Source organism: Ruegeria sp. C9 (assembly GCF_056537585.1).
Window position 1 is genome coordinate 92,346 of record NZ_JBQFRU010000009.1, and the last position, 15,140, is coordinate 107,485.

Annotated in this window: 14 protein-coding genes; 8 read left to right on the forward strand and 6 right to left on the reverse strand. The window is 57.3% G+C overall.

Annotated elements, in window-relative coordinates; all coding sequences use genetic code 11:
- Positions 1–39: 39 nt before the first annotated feature.
- Complete coding sequence (locus tag ACR0NE_RS20335) at positions 40–390, forward strand: Hpt domain-containing protein (protein ID WP_480459867.1); 351 nt, start codon at positions 40–42, stop codon at positions 388–390.
- Here ACR0NE_RS20335 and ilvA read toward each other — a convergent pair.
- Complete coding sequence (ilvA, locus tag ACR0NE_RS20340; protein WP_170598505.1) at positions 387–1,613, reverse strand: threonine ammonia-lyase IlvA; 1,227 nt, start codon at positions 1,611–1,613, stop codon at positions 387–389. The genes ACR0NE_RS20335 and ilvA overlap by 4 nt on opposite strands.
- Before the next feature lie 57 nt (positions 1,614–1,670).
- Positions 1,671–2,438: a hypothetical protein gene (locus tag ACR0NE_RS20345; protein ID WP_170408791.1), complete on the reverse strand. Its 768-nt coding sequence runs from the start codon at positions 2,436–2,438 to the stop codon at positions 1,671–1,673.
- A gap of 139 nt (positions 2,439–2,577) precedes the next feature.
- Between ACR0NE_RS20345 and ACR0NE_RS20350 the strand changes: the two genes are divergently transcribed.
- The 3 genes from ACR0NE_RS20350 (at position 2,578) to msrA (ending at position 4,984) form a co-directional block, all read left to right on the forward strand.
- Positions 2,578–3,804: an argininosuccinate synthase gene (locus tag ACR0NE_RS20350; RefSeq protein ID WP_170408792.1), complete on the forward strand. Its 1,227-nt coding sequence runs from the start codon at positions 2,578–2,580 to the stop codon at positions 3,802–3,804.
- Positions 3,805–3,939: 135 nt separating this feature from the next.
- A complete protein-coding gene (locus ACR0NE_RS20355) occupies positions 3,940–4,221 on the forward strand; it encodes an SCP2 sterol-binding domain-containing protein (protein ID WP_170598637.1) in 282 nt (93 codons plus the stop codon).
- A gap of 91 nt (positions 4,222–4,312) precedes the next feature.
- Positions 4,313–4,984, forward strand: a complete 672-nt coding sequence (msrA, locus tag ACR0NE_RS20360; RefSeq protein WP_170598502.1) for a peptide-methionine (S)-S-oxide reductase MsrA — start codon at positions 4,313–4,315, stop codon at positions 4,982–4,984.
- On the opposite strand, the gene ACR0NE_RS20365 is transcribed toward msrA, so the two are convergent.
- Both ACR0NE_RS20365 and ACR0NE_RS20370 read right to left on the reverse strand, forming a co-directional pair.
- Positions 4,981–5,853 carry a ribokinase gene (locus ACR0NE_RS20365; RefSeq protein ID WP_170598499.1) on the reverse strand — a complete coding sequence of 291 codons (873 nt, stop codon included), beginning with the start codon at positions 5,851–5,853 and terminating at the stop codon, positions 4,981–4,983. The two genes, msrA and ACR0NE_RS20365, sit on opposite strands and share 4 nt — an antisense overlap.
- Positions 5,854–5,856: 3 nt before the next feature.
- The gene (locus tag ACR0NE_RS20370) at positions 5,857–8,112 is read right to left on the reverse strand and encodes an NADP-dependent malic enzyme (RefSeq protein ID WP_170426333.1); all 2,256 of its coding nucleotides are present in this window, start codon (positions 8,110–8,112) and stop codon (positions 5,857–5,859) included.
- A 161-nt stretch (positions 8,113–8,273) separates the two neighbouring features.
- Here ACR0NE_RS20370 and mutS point away from each other — a divergent pair, with 161 nt between their 5' ends.
- Entirely contained in the window at positions 8,274–10,886 is a 2,613-nt protein-coding gene (gene mutS / locus ACR0NE_RS20375) for a DNA mismatch repair protein MutS (protein ID WP_170598634.1), read from the forward strand.
- Between the two features lie 31 nt (positions 10,887–10,917).
- Here mutS and ACR0NE_RS20380 read toward each other — a convergent pair whose 3' ends face one another.
- Complete coding sequence (locus ACR0NE_RS20380) at positions 10,918–11,481, reverse strand: nucleotide exchange factor GrpE (RefSeq protein WP_170399405.1); 564 nt, start codon at positions 11,479–11,481, stop codon at positions 10,918–10,920.
- A 10-nt stretch (positions 11,482–11,491) separates the two neighbouring features.
- A complete protein-coding gene (hrcA, locus tag ACR0NE_RS20385; RefSeq protein ID WP_170399408.1) occupies positions 11,492–12,556 on the reverse strand; it encodes a heat-inducible transcriptional repressor HrcA in 1,065 nt (354 codons plus the stop codon).
- Positions 12,557–12,668: 112 nt separating this feature from the next.
- Here hrcA and rph point away from each other — a divergent pair, with 112 nt between their 5' ends.
- The 3 genes from rph to hemW are packed head-to-tail and all read left to right on the forward strand — an operon-like array spanning position 12,669 to position 15,137.
- Complete coding sequence (gene rph, locus ACR0NE_RS20390; protein WP_170399411.1) at positions 12,669–13,382, forward strand: ribonuclease PH; 714 nt, start codon at positions 12,669–12,671, stop codon at positions 13,380–13,382.
- On the forward strand, positions 13,379–13,993 hold the full coding sequence (gene rdgB / locus ACR0NE_RS20395; protein WP_170598496.1) for an RdgB/HAM1 family non-canonical purine NTP pyrophosphatase: 615 nt from the start codon (positions 13,379–13,381) through the stop codon (positions 13,991–13,993). The genes rph and rdgB overlap by 4 nt, the downstream gene beginning before the upstream one ends.
- The gene (gene hemW, locus ACR0NE_RS20400; RefSeq protein WP_170598493.1) at positions 13,983–15,137 is read left to right on the forward strand and encodes a radical SAM family heme chaperone HemW; all 1,155 of its coding nucleotides are present in this window, start codon (positions 13,983–13,985) and stop codon (positions 15,135–15,137) included. The genes rdgB and hemW overlap by 11 nt, the downstream gene beginning before the upstream one ends.
- Positions 15,138–15,140: the final 3 nt, after the last annotated feature.

Genomic DNA, 15,140 nt, shown 5'->3' on the forward strand with positions numbered 1-15,140 from the left:
GCGATTTAACCCCATCTTTACCCGCGACGGTCTAACAATATGCAACCGAAAGAGGGTGGCATGATTCAGTGGTCCAGAGTCAGACAGTTACGTGATGAAGTCGGCGCAGACGAGTTCACCGAGGTTGTCGAAATCTTTTTGGACGAGGTTCAGGAAGTTATCACTAAGCTACGCGATGACACTACCCGGTCCGAGATCGAACAGAACCTGCATTTCCTGAAGGGCAGCGCGCTGAGTCTTGGCTTTGATAGTTTCTCGAAACTGTGCCAGGACGGTGAGCGACGCGCAGCCGCAGGTGAAAACGCCGCCGTTGATCTATCGGCGATTATCGCGACCTACGACGAGTCGAAAAAACTGTTTCAGGCCGGTCTGGCCGAAAACCTGCGCTAGATCACAAACTGTGCCAGCGTCTCGTCTTCGGTGATATCCGTATAAGTAAACCCGGCTTCATCCAGATGCGCAAACAGGCGCATGAAATTCTCGGGCTTTCGGGTTTCGATTCCGATCAGGACCGAGCCAAAGTTGCGCGCCGATTTCTTCATGTATTCGAACCGTGCGATATCGTCTTCGGGCCCCAGAATACCCAGAAATTCTTTCAAAGCGCCAGGACGCTGCGGCAGGCGTAGGATGAAGTATTTCTTGACCCCGGAATAACGCTGCGCACGCTCTTTGACCTCTGGTAAACGCTCGAAATCGAAGTTCCCGCCCGAGGTGACACAGACCACCGTCTTGCCACGCACAAAGCTTTGCACGTCACCCACAGCCTCAACCGCCAACGCACCGGCAGGTTCCAGAACGATGCCCTCGACATTCAGCATCTCGATCATGGTGGTACAGATGCGGTCTTCGGACAAAGTCAGCACATCCGACAGATGCCGCGATTTCAGCAATTCAAACGGTTTCTCACCAATCCGGCCTACTGCTGCGCCATCGACAAATGTATCCACATGATCCAGCGCCACCGGGTGCCCCGCTGCCAGCGCCGCGCGCAAACACGCCCCGCCGGCCGGTTCCACGAACAGGCAATGCGCCCGGTCCCCGAACCAGGTCGCCACCCCCGAAGACATACCGCCGCCGCCAACCGGCAGAATTACATGATCGGGCACTCGGCCCAATTGCTCTTCGATCTCAACCGCCAAAGAGGCCTGCCCCTCAATCACATCCGCATCATCGAACGGAGACAGGAAATACCCGCCCTGTTCTGCGCACCAGCTTTGCGCCGCAGCCAGCGTGTCATCGAAATAGTCACCGATTAGATGAACCTCGATATTGTCGCCGCCGAAAATGCGCGTCTTCTGGATCTTCTGCTGCGGCGTGGTCACCGGCATGAAGATCACACCCCGCACACCCAGATGCTTACACATATAGGCCACGCCCTGCGCATGGTTGCCAGCGCTGGCGCAAACGAAAAGGTCCTGCCCCTGTTGCTTGCGCATCGCATTGAACGCACCACGGATTTTATACGACCGCACCGGGCTGAGGTCTTCGCGCTTGAGCCAGATATCCGCGCCGTAACGGTCGGACAGATGGGCGTTCCGCTGCAACGGAGTTGCCGGAAACACTGAGCGCATTGCCTTTTCGGCAGCGCGGGCGCGGATCGTGAAATCAGTCATGTTGGATTCCCTGCCCCATCATCGTCGAAAGGGCAAGGAATACATATGTGTACGGGCTTAGGCCAGCTCGCGTTTTTCGATGAACACACCATAGATCGTCGTCAGGATACTGACATTGATCAGTGGGACGATCAGCATGCTCGCAAACAAGACAATCAAGACACCGATGATCGGGACGAAAAGCAGCAAAGACGCCAGTAGCTGAAGCAATATTTGGAAGAGGATGGATAAGACGACCAGAAGTGCGATGGCTCCGCTTGCGCCCGAGGTTGCTTGCCACGCTTCAGACAGCTTTATTGGTTTTCCGATCGCTGCGCCGGGTAAAATCGGGGAGGCCCGATAGAATCCGATCGTGAGAATGATGATCAAACCCAGCCAAACCAGAATTCCCAGCGCCACAGAGGATTGCGCCATCATGCCCATGATCAGCGCTCCCGGTATCATGATGATAAGAGCGATTAGGCCGAGCATCAGAAGGCGTCCGAAATAGGCGAGCACACGGTCGAACCTGAAAGGCGGAACCAAACCGCTTGGATATTCCTCAAGTAGAACAAAACGGTGCCACGACACGACAATCCACAGCATGACCCCAAAGACAACGGCCATAAGGCAGAGCAGAAAACCGGTGAAGGACGCGGCCGTTACGCCTTCAGGGAAGCCGTTGGTTTCACTGTTGAATTCTTCGAAAGGGATGCCAAACAGGAAGAACAGGCCGATGGCTAAAAAGCCGCCAATGAGCGCCGGTACGACTGAAATCTGTAGCGCCTGCGTCAGGTTCCTAAGAACCATCCTCACCGAATGCACGAAAATCTCTAATCCCAGCATAAATACCGCCCTCTCAACCAATCCTTGTTCTCTATCCGCCCGTTTCACCCCAATTCCCGGGCTGCGTCAATCCACACAGCTTGCCCCCACGCCCAAAACCCGTTAGGGGCCAGTCGTTCTACGCATAAAGGGAAGTCAGATGTCCGCGCCCAAGAAAGTTGTTCTGGCCTATTCCGGTGGCCTTGATACCTCGATCATTCTGAAATGGCTGCAGACCGAGTATGGTTGTGAGGTCGTGACCTTCACCGCCGATCTGGGTCAGGGCGAGGAGCTGGAGCCCGCCCGCAAGAAAGCCGAGCTGCTGGGGATCAAACCCGAGAACATCTATATCGAAGACATCCGCGAGGAATTCGTCCGCGATTTCGTCTTCCCGATGTTCCGCGCCAATGCACAGTACGAAGGGCTGTACCTGCTGGGCACCTCGATCGCACGGCCTCTGATCTCGAAACGTCTGGTCGAGATCGCCGAAGCGACCGGTGCTGACGCTGTCGCCCATGGCGCAACAGGCAAGGGCAACGATCAGGTGCGGTTCGAACTGGCCGCTTACGCGCTGAACCCCGACATCAAGGTCATTGCTCCGTGGCGTGAGTGGGATCTGACCAGCCGGACCCGTCTGCTGGAATTTGCCGAAGCAAACCAGATCCCGATTGCCAAGGACAAGCGCGGCGAAGCGCCCTTCTCGGTTGACGCCAACCTGCTGCACACCTCGTCCGAGGGTAAGGTTCTGGAAGACCCCGCCGATATGGCACCCGACTATGTCTATCAGCGCACTGTCCACCCCGAGGAGGCGCCGAACGAGCCGGAATTTATCGAGATCGGTTTTGAAAAAGGCGACGCGGTCAGCATCAATGGCGAGGCGATGAGCCCCGCGACCATCCTGACCAAGCTGAACGAATATGGCGGCAAGCACGGCATTGGCCGTCTCGATCTGGTCGAAGGCCGGTTCGTGGGCATGAAATCGCGCGGTATTTACGAAACCCCCGGCGGCACCATCCTGTTGGAAGCGCATCGTGGGATCGAGTCCATCACCATGGACCGCGGCGCGATGCATCTGAAGGACCAGCTGATGCCGCAATATGCCGAGCTGATCTATAACGGCTTCTGGTACTCGCCCGAGCGTGAGATGCTGCAGGCAGCCATCGACAAGTCGCAAGAGCATGTCACCGGCACCGTTCGCGTGAAACTGTACAAAGGTCTTGCCTCAACCGTGGGCCGCTGGTCGGATCATTCGCTGTACTCCGAGGCGCACGTGACCTTTGAGGAAGACGCTGGTGCATATGACCAGAAAGATGCGGCAGGCTTCATCCAGTTGAACGCACTGCGCCTGAAGCTTCTGGCCGCGCGTGACAAACGGCTGAGCAAGTAAGCGTTTAGAATTTTAGATCTGGCCCCGGTGTCTGATCAGGCACCGGGGTTTTTCTTTGCCGGGTTTCCGTCGGGTCGGGCTTGCCCGGATCAGGCGATTGACTTTACGCATACGTCAATCAGGGAAGGACGGATAATGCTGCAAGACATCGCCGACGGAATTCAAAAGGGTTTGAACGGCAAAAACTTTGACGGATCGCTTAAGTTCGATTGTGGCGACGAGGGCGTGATCGTTCTGGCGGAGAATACTGCCTCAACCCAGGATCGGGACACAGACTGCACCATCCGCATCTCGCGCGAGAACCTCTCTAAGTTGCTGACCGGTAAGCTGAACCCAATGACCGGGGTTGCGCTGGGCAAGCTGAAAATCTCGGGCAACATGGGTGTTGCGATGAAGCTGGGGCAGCTGCTGGGCTGATAAACTCGTCTCACCAGCGCGTGACAAATCATGTCAGCGCATTGCAAGCACAAAAATCTGCGGGCAGCTTGGTTTCGGAAGGAGACCTGCCATGACCCGGATCACTTACCTTGATTGCCTGAAACCTTCACTTCTGTTTGTGCTGATCTTGTTGGCAGCAATGCTGCGCGCCTTACCTGCTCCGGCCGCTGGCACTGAGACGCTAACAGTCGCCGGTGGCTGTTTCTGGTGTGTGGAATCCGATTTCGAGTCCGTGCCCGGCGTGATCGGCGCGGTCTCGGGCTATACCGGTGGCAAGACGGATAGTCCCAGCTATGATCAGGTCTCGAAAGGCGGAACAGGGCATTACGAGGCGGTCCAGATCACCTTCGATCCCGCCCGCGTTTCCCGTGCAACCTTGCTGAACATGTTCTTCCGCTCAGTCGATCCCACGGATGCGGGTGGCCAGTTCTGCGATCGCGGCGACAGCTATCGCACAGCAATTTTCGTCTCTAACAAAGGGGAAAAGGCGCAGGCACAGCAAGCCAAGACCAGCGCACAAAACGCGCTGGGGCAGACTGTGGTCACGCCGATCCTGCAAGCTGGAACGTTTTATCCAGCCGAAGCGTATCACCAGGATTATTACAAGGGTAGCAAGCTGGTACTGACCCGCTTTGGCCCCAAGCGCCAAAAGAACGCCTATAAGGCCTACCGCGAAGCCTGCGGTCGCGATGCGCGGGTCAAACAATTGTGGGGCAACGAAGCGCCCTTTGCAGGGTCCTAGTCAAACTGCGCTTCACGCACCTCTTTCAGATCAGGAATGACATCTGCAGTGCCGTGCCGCGTGACCATCAGGGCCGCGGCACGGTTTGCTTGGGCAATCGCCTGCGCCATCGGCATACCCCGGTCCATTCCAGCCAACACATAGCCGGTGAATGTGTCACCTGCCCCGGTGGTATCCACAGCGTTGACCTTATGGGCCTGAAACGCTTGGGGTTGATGATCTTGCTGATAGTAGCGCGCACCTTTTGAGCCAAAGGTGACGATCACATGTTCGACCGGCAGGTCTGAAGGGGCGAGACCCGTTGCATCCTGCAATTGCTCGGCCTCGACTTCGTTGAGGATCAGAAAATCCAAATACGGTAGAACCGCTTGAACTGCGTCTGCCTGAAATGGGGCGGCGGCGTAGCAGACGGTCAGCCCCATTTCACAACCTAGTTTAGCGGCCTCAATCTGCGCATTGGTTTCGTTCTGCATCACCAGCAGATCACCAGAAACAGCCGAAGACAACGCCTGCCCAAGTTGGTCGTTCGAGATGGCATGGTTGGCGCCTTGATACAGAACGATCAGGTTTTCACCCTGCGCATCTACTGCGATGATGGCGTGACCGGTCGGCACATCCACCTCGGCAATATGCCGCGTGTCCACGCCATACTCGGTCAGCCGGTCCCGTGCCCAAAGGCCATCCGAGCCCACCGCGCCGATATGGGATACCCGCGATCCGGCTCGTGCAGACGCCACAGACATGTTGGCGCCCTTGCCACCCAGAAACCTCTGTAGCCCACTGGCCGCCAGTGTCTCACCCGCTTCGGGCAAATGCGGCAGGGCATAGACCATATCCGCGTTGATTGAGCCAAGGTTCCAGATTGTCATGATTTACCCGATATCGCAGGAGGCCAGGATGGCCATGTTCAGAATGTCATTTGCGGTCGAGACCGTCGAACAGATCTGGATTGGCTTGTCGACGCCGGACAGGATCGGGCCGATCACGGTGGCGCCGCCCATTTCCTGCATCAGTTTGGTCGAAATCGAGGCCGAGTGTCGTGCAGGAACAATCAGGATATTGGCTGGTCCGGTCAGTCGTTGGAACGGATAGGCTTCCTGCTGATCAACATTCAGGGCGACATCAACCGTCATCTCGCCCTCGTACTCGAAATCGACGCCGCGCTCGTCCAGCACTGCCGGGGCACGGTGCATCTTCTCAGCACGTTCAGACACCGGGTAACCGAAGGTCGAGAAACTGACAAAGGCCGCCCGGGGCTCTAGCCCCATGTGGCGCGCCACGGCTGCGGCGCGTTCAGCGATATTGGCCAGATCGTTCTCGTCCGGCCATTCATGCACCAGCGTATCACCAATCAAGACAATCCGTCCTTTGTGCAGCAACGCGGTAACCCCAGCCGCGCCATGGGCGGCATCGGCGTCAAACACATGGTTGATACGGTCCAGCACGTGCGCCGACTTGCGTGTGGCCCCGGTCACCAGACCGTCCGCATGACCATGCGCCAGCATCAGAGACGAAAACACATGTCGATCCCGTGCAGCGAGGCGGTGAATATCTTTGTGATCAAAGCCCTTACGCTGCAGGCGCTGATACAGAAAATCCTTATAGGCCTCGAGATGCGCGGTGTTGGCGGCGTTCACCACATCAATTTCACGCACCGCGTCCCCAAGACCAGCGGCTTCGAGCTTTTCCTTTACGTCGTCTGGCCGGCCCACAACCAAAGCCTTACCAAAGCCCGAGCGTTGGTACATTACGGCCGCGCGCAATACGCGCGGATCGTCACCCTCGGCAAAGATCATCCGGCTTTGCGCCTGACGCGCCCGCGCGTTCAAGCCGCGCAAGATGCTTGCGGTCGGGTCCATGCGGGATTTCAGGCTCAGCTCATAAGCGTCCATATCGATGATCGGACGTCGCGCCGCGCCGGTATCCATACCAGCCTTGGCAACCGCAGGCGGGATACGGTGGATCAGGCGCGGATCAAAAGGCGTTGGAATGATGTAGTCGCGACCAAAAGTCAGCGACTTGCCATAGGCCATGGCAACCTCATCCGGAACATCTTCACGCGCCAATCGCGCCAGAGCATGGGCGCAGGCGATTTTCATCTCGTCATTGATCGCACGGGCATGAATATCCAGCGCACCGCGGAACAGGTAAGGAAAACCCAGAACGTTATTCACCTGATTCGGATAATCGCTACGGCCCGTCGCGACGATCGCATCAACGCGCACCTCGTGCGCCTCTTCCGGGGTGATTTCCGGGTCAGGGTTCGCCATGGCGAAAATCACCGGATTGTCAGCCATGCTGGCGACCATGTCTTGTGTCACCGCCCCTTTGACCGACACGCCCAGAAATACATCCGCATCCTTCATGGCCTCTTCCAAAGTGCGAAGATCAGTCGTGATGGCATGGGCCGACTTCCACTGGTTCATGCCCTCGGTCCGGCCCTGATAAATCACGCCCTTGGTGTCGCAGACGATGCAATTCTCGTGCCGTGCACCCATGGCCTTGAGCAGTTCGATACAGGCAATTCCTGCAGCGCCTGCCCCGTTCAGGACGATTTTTACATCTTCGATCTTTTTGCCCGAGATGTGCAATGCGTTAAGCAGGCCCGCCGCACAAATCACTGCTGTGCCATGCTGGTCATCGTGGAAGACCGGGATATCCATCTCTTCCTTCAAGCGTTGTTCGATGATGAAACACTCGGGCGCTTTGATGTCCTCAAGGTTAATTCCGCCAAAGGTCGGGCCCATCAGGCGCACAGCGCGACAGAACTCGTCCGGGTCTTCGGTATCCAGCTCGATATCGATCGAGTTCACATCTGCGAAGCGCTTGAACAGGACAGATTTGCCCTCCATCACCGGTTTTGAGCCCAGCGCGCCGAGATTCCCTAGGCCCAGAACGGCGGTCCCGTTCGAGATCACAGCAACCAGATTGCCTTTGTTTGTATAGTCATACGCCGTCTCTGGTGCTTCAGCGATGGCTTCACAGGGAACCGCAACGCCAGGGCTGTAAGCTAGCGAAAGATCGCGCTGCGTGGTCATGGGTACGGTGGCCTGCACCTCCCACTTGCCGGGGGTCGGGTCTAGGTGAAAGGCCAGCGCCTCTTCTTTGGTGATCTTCGCTTTGGGCATCTTACAGGTCGTTTCCATGACTTTGGGGCTTTTGCCTCATAACGCAGGCGGGGCCGCGCCTCAACGAGAATGAGTTTTCACCTTTTACTGAAGATGCGGGATTTGTAAGGTCGCGCCCGGAACACGCCAGAAGGGGGCCGAATTTGTCCACAGTCACGCCGATGATGGCGCAGTACCTTGAGATCAAAGAGGCTCATGCAGATGCCCTGCTGTTTTATCGCATGGGTGACTTCTACGAGATGTTCTTCGAGGATGCGGTGAACGCGGCTGAGGCGTTGGATATCGCGCTGACCAAGCGCGGCAAACACAATGGCGACGATATCCCGATGTGCGGCGTGCCGGTGCATTCTGCTGAGGGCTACTTGCTGACCTTGATCCGCAAAGGATTCCGCGTCGCGGTCTGCGAGCAGATGGAAAGCCCGGCGGAAGCCAAGAAAAGAGGCTCTAAATCGGTGGTAAAGCGCGGTGTTGTGCGTCTGGTGACGCCCGGCACACTGACCGAAGATGCCCTGCTAGAGGCGCGGCGGCACAACTTTCTGGCCGCCTATGCCGAGGTTCGGGACGAAGCCGCGCTGGCCTGGGCCGATATCTCAACCGGTGCGTTTCACGTGATGCCGCTGACGTCAATCCGGTTGAGCCCTGAACTCGCTCGGCTGGCCCCGTCCGAGCTGATCGTGGCCGATGGGTCCGAGGAAAAGCTGCATGAAACAGTCATGGACCTTGGCATATCGCTTACGCCTGTCGGACGCGCCAGTTTTGACAGCGCTGCAGCCGAGAAACGCATCTGCGGGTTGTTTCACGTGGGCGCTCTGGATGCATTTGGGAACTTCGGGCGCGCCGAGGTTTCGGCCATGGGCGCGCTGATCGATTATCTGGAGATCACGCAAAAGGGCAAACTGCCCCTGCTGCAAACGCCCTTAAAGGAATCCGAGGATCGCGTGGTTCAGATCGACGCCGCAACGCGACGCAATCTGGAACTGACCCGGTCGCTGTCTGGTGGGCGCGCCGGGTCGCTGCTGTCCGTGGTCGACCGAACAGTAACGCCAGGTGGCGCAAGACTTCTGGAACAGCGACTGTCCAGCCCCTCGCGTAATCTGGATGTGATCCACGCCCGACTGGACGCAGTATCTTTAGCGGTCGAAGATAACCTGATCGCCTCAGATCTGCGCGAAGCTTTACGCAAAACACCCGATCTGGATCGCGCTCTGTCTCGTCTTTCGCTGGATCGAGGCGGCCCGCGTGATCTGGCCGCTATCCGCAATGGATTGGAACAAGCCGCAACAATCGCCGAAACCTGTGCCTCACAGGATCTGCCTGTTCTGCTGGCCACTGCCGTCCAGAACCTTGTCGGATTTGACGATCTGTTGGCTTTGCTGGACGAAGCATTGGTTGCTGATCCACCCTTGCTGGCCCGCGATGGCGGCTTTATCGCCCCCGGGTTTGATGCCGAATTGGATGAAGCGCGTACCTTGCGTGACGAAGGCCGTTCGGTCATCGCAGGTTTCCAACAGAAATACGCCGAGCATACCGGCATCACGTCACTGAAGATCAAACACAACAATGTGCTTGGCTACTTCATCGAGACCACGGCAACCCATGCCGAGAAAATGTTGAACCCGCCATTTAGCGAGACTTATATCCACCGCCAAACCACCGCCAATCAGGTGCGCTTCACCACGGTGGAGCTGTCCGAGATCGAAACAAAGATTCTGAATGCCGGAAATCTCGCGTTAGAGATCGAAAAACGGCTCTATCAAAGGCTTTCTGGGGCTATTCTGGATATTGCCGCACGGCTAAATCAGGCCGCGCGCGGACTGGCTGAGCTGGATTTAACCACTGCACTCGCCGATCTGGCTCGCGGCGAAAGCTGGTGCCGTCCAAAGGTCGACGGGTCACGCGCATTCGACATCAAAGGAGGCTGTCACCCGGTGGTCGAGCATGCCCTGAGGCAGCAAAGCGGCGATGCTTTCATCGCCAACGACTGCGATCTGAGCGCCGATGCAGGCGCTGCAATTTGGTTGCTCACCGGTCCCAACATGGCCGGCAAATCAACCTTCCTGCGCCAGAATGCGCTGATCGCCCTACTGGCGCAGATGGGCAGCTATGTTCCGGCGGAACGGGCGCAAATCGGATTAGTCAGTCAATTGTTCAGCCGCGTCGGAGCGTCAGACGATCTGGCGCGGGGCCGCTCGACCTTTATGGTCGAAATGGTCGAAACCGCAGCTATTCTGAATCAGGCCGACGACCGCGCGCTCGTAATCCTTGATGAGATCGGCCGAGGCACCGCGACCTACGACGGCCTTTCCATTGCCTGGGCCACACTGGAACACCTACACGCGGCAAACCAATGCCGCGCATTGTTCGCCACCCACTACCACGAATTAACTGCACTCGCTGGAAGTCTGAACGGTGTAGAAAACGCGACCGTTGCAGTCAAAGAATGGGAGGGTGAAGTCATCTTTCTGCATGAGGTACATAAAGGCGCTGCCGATCGGTCTTACGGCGTTCAGGTTGCACAATTGGCTGGCTTGCCCGCCTCGGTCGTGGACCGCGCCCGTATCGTGTTGGATCAATTAGAAAAAACCGAACGTGAAGGCGGTAAGCAGAAAGCACTTATCGACGATCTGCCCCTGTTTTCAGCTGCGCCGCCGCCTCCCCCTGCGCCAAAAACCTCGCCCGTTGCTGATATGCTGGAAACCATCCTTCCAGATGAACTCAGCCCCCGCGAAGCCTTGGACTTGATCTACAAACTGAAAGAGGCGGCCAGATCCTGACCACCTCGAACCCGGTTGATCCAGGAACTGTTCAGCTTGCGGGCGTTGACGACACCCCAACCTGCGCCGGTCGCAACAACCTGTCGTGCAGCATGAAGCCTTCTGCCGACACCTGAATGATGTCGCCGGCCTTGGTTCCGGGCACCGGGGCCTCGAACATCGCCTCATGCACATTCGGGTCGAACCTGTCCCCGACCTGAGGCGTAATCACCTCAATCCCATGCTTCTGGAACACATCCTTCAGCGCGCGCATGGTCAACTCGACACCTTCCAGCAAACCGGCGGCAACCTCTTTCTGCTCATCCGTTGCGGCCTCAAGCGCGCGTTTCATATTGTCGTAAACCGGAAGCATATCGCGGGCCAGTTTTGACCCGCCATACTGTTCCGCATCCCGACGCGCCTTGTCGCCACGCTTGCGCGCATTTTCGGCATCGGCCAGCGCACGCATGAACTTGTCTTTGTAATCATCGCGCTCAGCACGCAGTTGATCGACCTCAAGCGCCTCATCGCTGATCTCAGCAAAATCTTCGGCAAACTCTTCCGCCTCGGCGGACATGATGTCGTCCAGAAAATCTTCGTTCTTGGGCTCTGCCATCTCTTACCCTCTAGCTCCGGTCGGAAATCAGCTTGCCGACCAGTTGCGCCGTATAATCCACGATTGGTACGATTCGCCCGTAATTCAGACGTGTGGGTCCAATGACCCCAACCGCACCGATTATCTTACGATCAGCGTTCATATATGGAGACACCACCAAAGAGGAACCCGAAAGTGAGAAAAGTTTGTTCTCAGAGCCAATAAAAATGCGCACACCTTCGCCTTCTTCGGTCAATTCAAGGAATTCGGCGATATCGCGTTTGCGTTCAAGGTCGTCAAACAGGGTGCGGATTCGATCAAGTTCTTCTGCCTGACCCGGCTCATTTAACAGATTCGCCCGCCCGCGCACGATCAGCCGGGCCGAGTCGCCGCCGTCCCCGTCCCAAGCGGCAATGCCGCTCTCGACCATCTCACGCGCCAGAACATCGATTTCCTGTTTCCGCGCGTCGATCTGCGACAGCATCTGCCGCCGCACTTCGCCAAGCGTACGTCCTTCGATCAGTGCATTCAGGAAATTTGCGGCCTCGCGCATCGAGCTTGGCGTCTGCCCAGGCGGAGGTGTAAACAGCCGGTTTTCTACCTGCCCGTCCGAAAACACCAAAACCACCAAGGCCCGGTCATGACCAAGCGAGACGAACTCGATATGCTTGATCTCGGCCTCATGCTTTGGCGTCAGAACCAGCGAAGCCCCTTGTGTCACGTGTGATAGCGCCGCGCCGACGCGATCGAGCATACCACCCACATCGCCTGCGTTAGAGCCTAGTGTTTCGTCCAGCTTCTGCCGATCATCCGCACCCAGATCGCCCATTTCCAGCAATCCGTCCACGAACATGCGCAGCCCCTGCTGTGTTGGAATTCGACCAGCGCTGACATGCGGACTGTCGAGCAAACCCAGAAATTCAAGATCCTGCATCACATTGCGTACGGTCGCAGCACTGACTTTCTCGGACAATGTGCGCGTCAGAGTCCGGCTGCCCACGGGTTCACCGCTTTCCAGATAGCTTTCGACAATCAACCGGAACACCTCGCGCGACCGGTCATTCATCTCATCCAGAATTTTGCTTGCTTCGCTCATCGGCGGCCCTCTGCTGGATCGTCATTAAATCGCAGGCAAATGAAAGGTCAATCGGGCTTGCATCGTAACGCCGCAGGACGGTATCCCCAACCCAGCAGATAAAGGATTTCTCATGCGACCCTCAGGACGTGATCTAAACGAAATGCGCGCCGTTTCAATTGAAACGGGGTTCACCAAACATGCCGAAGGCTCTTGCCTGATCAAGATGGGCGACACCCATGTGCTATGCACCGCCACAATCGAGGATCGCGTGCCACCGTTCATCAAAGGCTCGGGCCTGGGCTGGGTCACCGCTGAATATGGCATGCTGCCCCGTGCGACCAATACGCGGATGCGGCGCGAGGCTGCCAGCGGCAAGCAAGGCGGACGCACCGTGGAAATCCAGCGCCTTATCGGCCGCGCCTTGCGCGCCGGTGTAGACCGGGTTGCCTTGGGAGAACGGCAGATCACTGTTGACTGCGATGTCATTCAAGCCGACGGCGGCACCCGCTGTGCCTCGATCACTGGCGGTTGGGTGGCGCTGCGTCTGGCCGTGAACAAGCTGATGAAAACAGGCGATGTGATCTCTGACCCTTTATTAGACCCTGTTGCCGCCGTTTCATGCGGAATTTATGCCGGTCAGCCCGTGCTAGATCTGGACTATCCCGAAGATAGCGAAGCTGGCGTTGACGGCAATTTCATCATGACCGGCTCGGGCAAGCTGATCGAAGTGCAGATGAGCGCCGAAGGATCCGTTTTCAGCCGCGCGCAAATGGATCAACTGATGGACCTGGCCGAGAAAGGCGTGGGTGAACTTGCTGCTGCCCAGAAAGCTGCAACCGCATGACTCGCAGGTTCGAAGGTGATCGACTGCTGGTCGCCACCCACAACAAAGGCAAGCTCGAGGAGATGGCGCATCTGCTTGAGCCCTTTGGCGTAACGGTTGTCGGCGCGGGCGAAATGAACCTGCCAGAACCGGAAGAGACCGAGGACACTTTCGTCGGTAACGCCCGGATCAAAGCCCACGCAGCTGCAAAGGCGACCGGCCTACCTGCCTTGTCGGACGATTCCGGGATCACCATCGATGCATTGGATGGCGCACCCGGTGTTTACACCGCCGATTGGGCCGAAACCGGCAATGGCCGCGATTTCCTGATGGCGATGACTCGCGCCCATAATGAGCTAGAGGCGAAAAACGCCCCCCACCCGCGTATGGCCCAATTTCGCTGCACTCTGGTTCTGGCCTGGCCCGACGGGCATGACGAAGTGTTCGAGGGCGTCGTGCCCGGTCACCTGACTTGGCCGATCCGTGGCAAGGACGGGTTCGGCTATGACCCGATGTTTGTCCCTGAGGGGCACGTCATTACCTTTGCCGAAATGGATCGCTGGGAAAAGAACAAGATCAGCCATCGCGGGCGCGCGGTGGAGATGTTCGTGAAAGGCTGCTTTGGCGGATGATTGGCGAAACGGGGGCTTTGGCCTTTATGTGCATTGGCCCTTTTGCGAGGCCAAGTGCCCCTATTGCGATTTCAACAGCCACGTTTCCAAGAATATTAATCAAAAACAATGGCTTGAGTGTTATCTCAGTGAACTGAGCCGCTCGGCCATCGAAACTCCTGACCGGGTTTTGAACACAATCTTCTTTGGCGGCGGAACTCCATCACTGATGGCCCCCGAGACCGTCGCCACCATCATCGACAAGGCCCGCGCCCTTTGGCGATCGGCCAACGAAATGGAAATCACGCTTGAGGCCAATCCAGGCTCGGTCGAGGCCGGGCGGTTCGCGGCCTATCATGATGCGGGCGTGAACCGCATCTCGATGGGTGTTCAGGCCTTGAACGACGATGACCTGCGTCGTCTGGGGCGCATTCACACGGTTGCCGAGGCTCGCGCTGCCTTCGATATCGCGCGCTCTTGCTTTGACCGTGTGAGCTTTGATCTGATCTATGCCCGCCAGCATCAAACTCTGGACGCCTGGCGTGCTGAGCTGACCGAAGCCCTATCGATGGCAGTTGATCACCTGTCGCTATACCAACTGACCATTGAGGAAGGCACAGCCTTTGGTGATCGCTATGCCCTGGGCAAACTGCGCGGTTTGCCCGAGGATGACAACGCTGCGGATATGTATCTGGCGACGCAGGAAATCTGCGAAGCGCATGGGCTGCCTGCCTATGAGATTTCAAACCATGCCCGGCCCGGAGCGGAATCACGGCATAACCTCATCTATTGGCGCTATGGTGATTACATCGGTATTGGACCCGGCGCGCACGGGCGGATCACAAAGGGTGGCCAAAAATTCGCAACAGAAACTCACCTTTCACCAAACAAATGGCTGAAGGCTGCCTCCAACGGGCACGGCGAAAGCAATCGGTTCGAGCTTAGCCAACGTGAACAAGCCTCAGAATACCTTATGATGTGTCTGCGTTTGGTCGAGGGCCTTAATATAGACAGATATACTCGGCTTGCAGGTGAAGAACTTTCGCATGACAAACTTGATTCACTGATCGATCTGGGCATGCTAACCCTTGATCGCAATCAATTGCGCGCAACTTCAAACGGGCGCGCCGTGCTCAATGCGGTAATCCGAGAGCTGTTGGAGTAACAG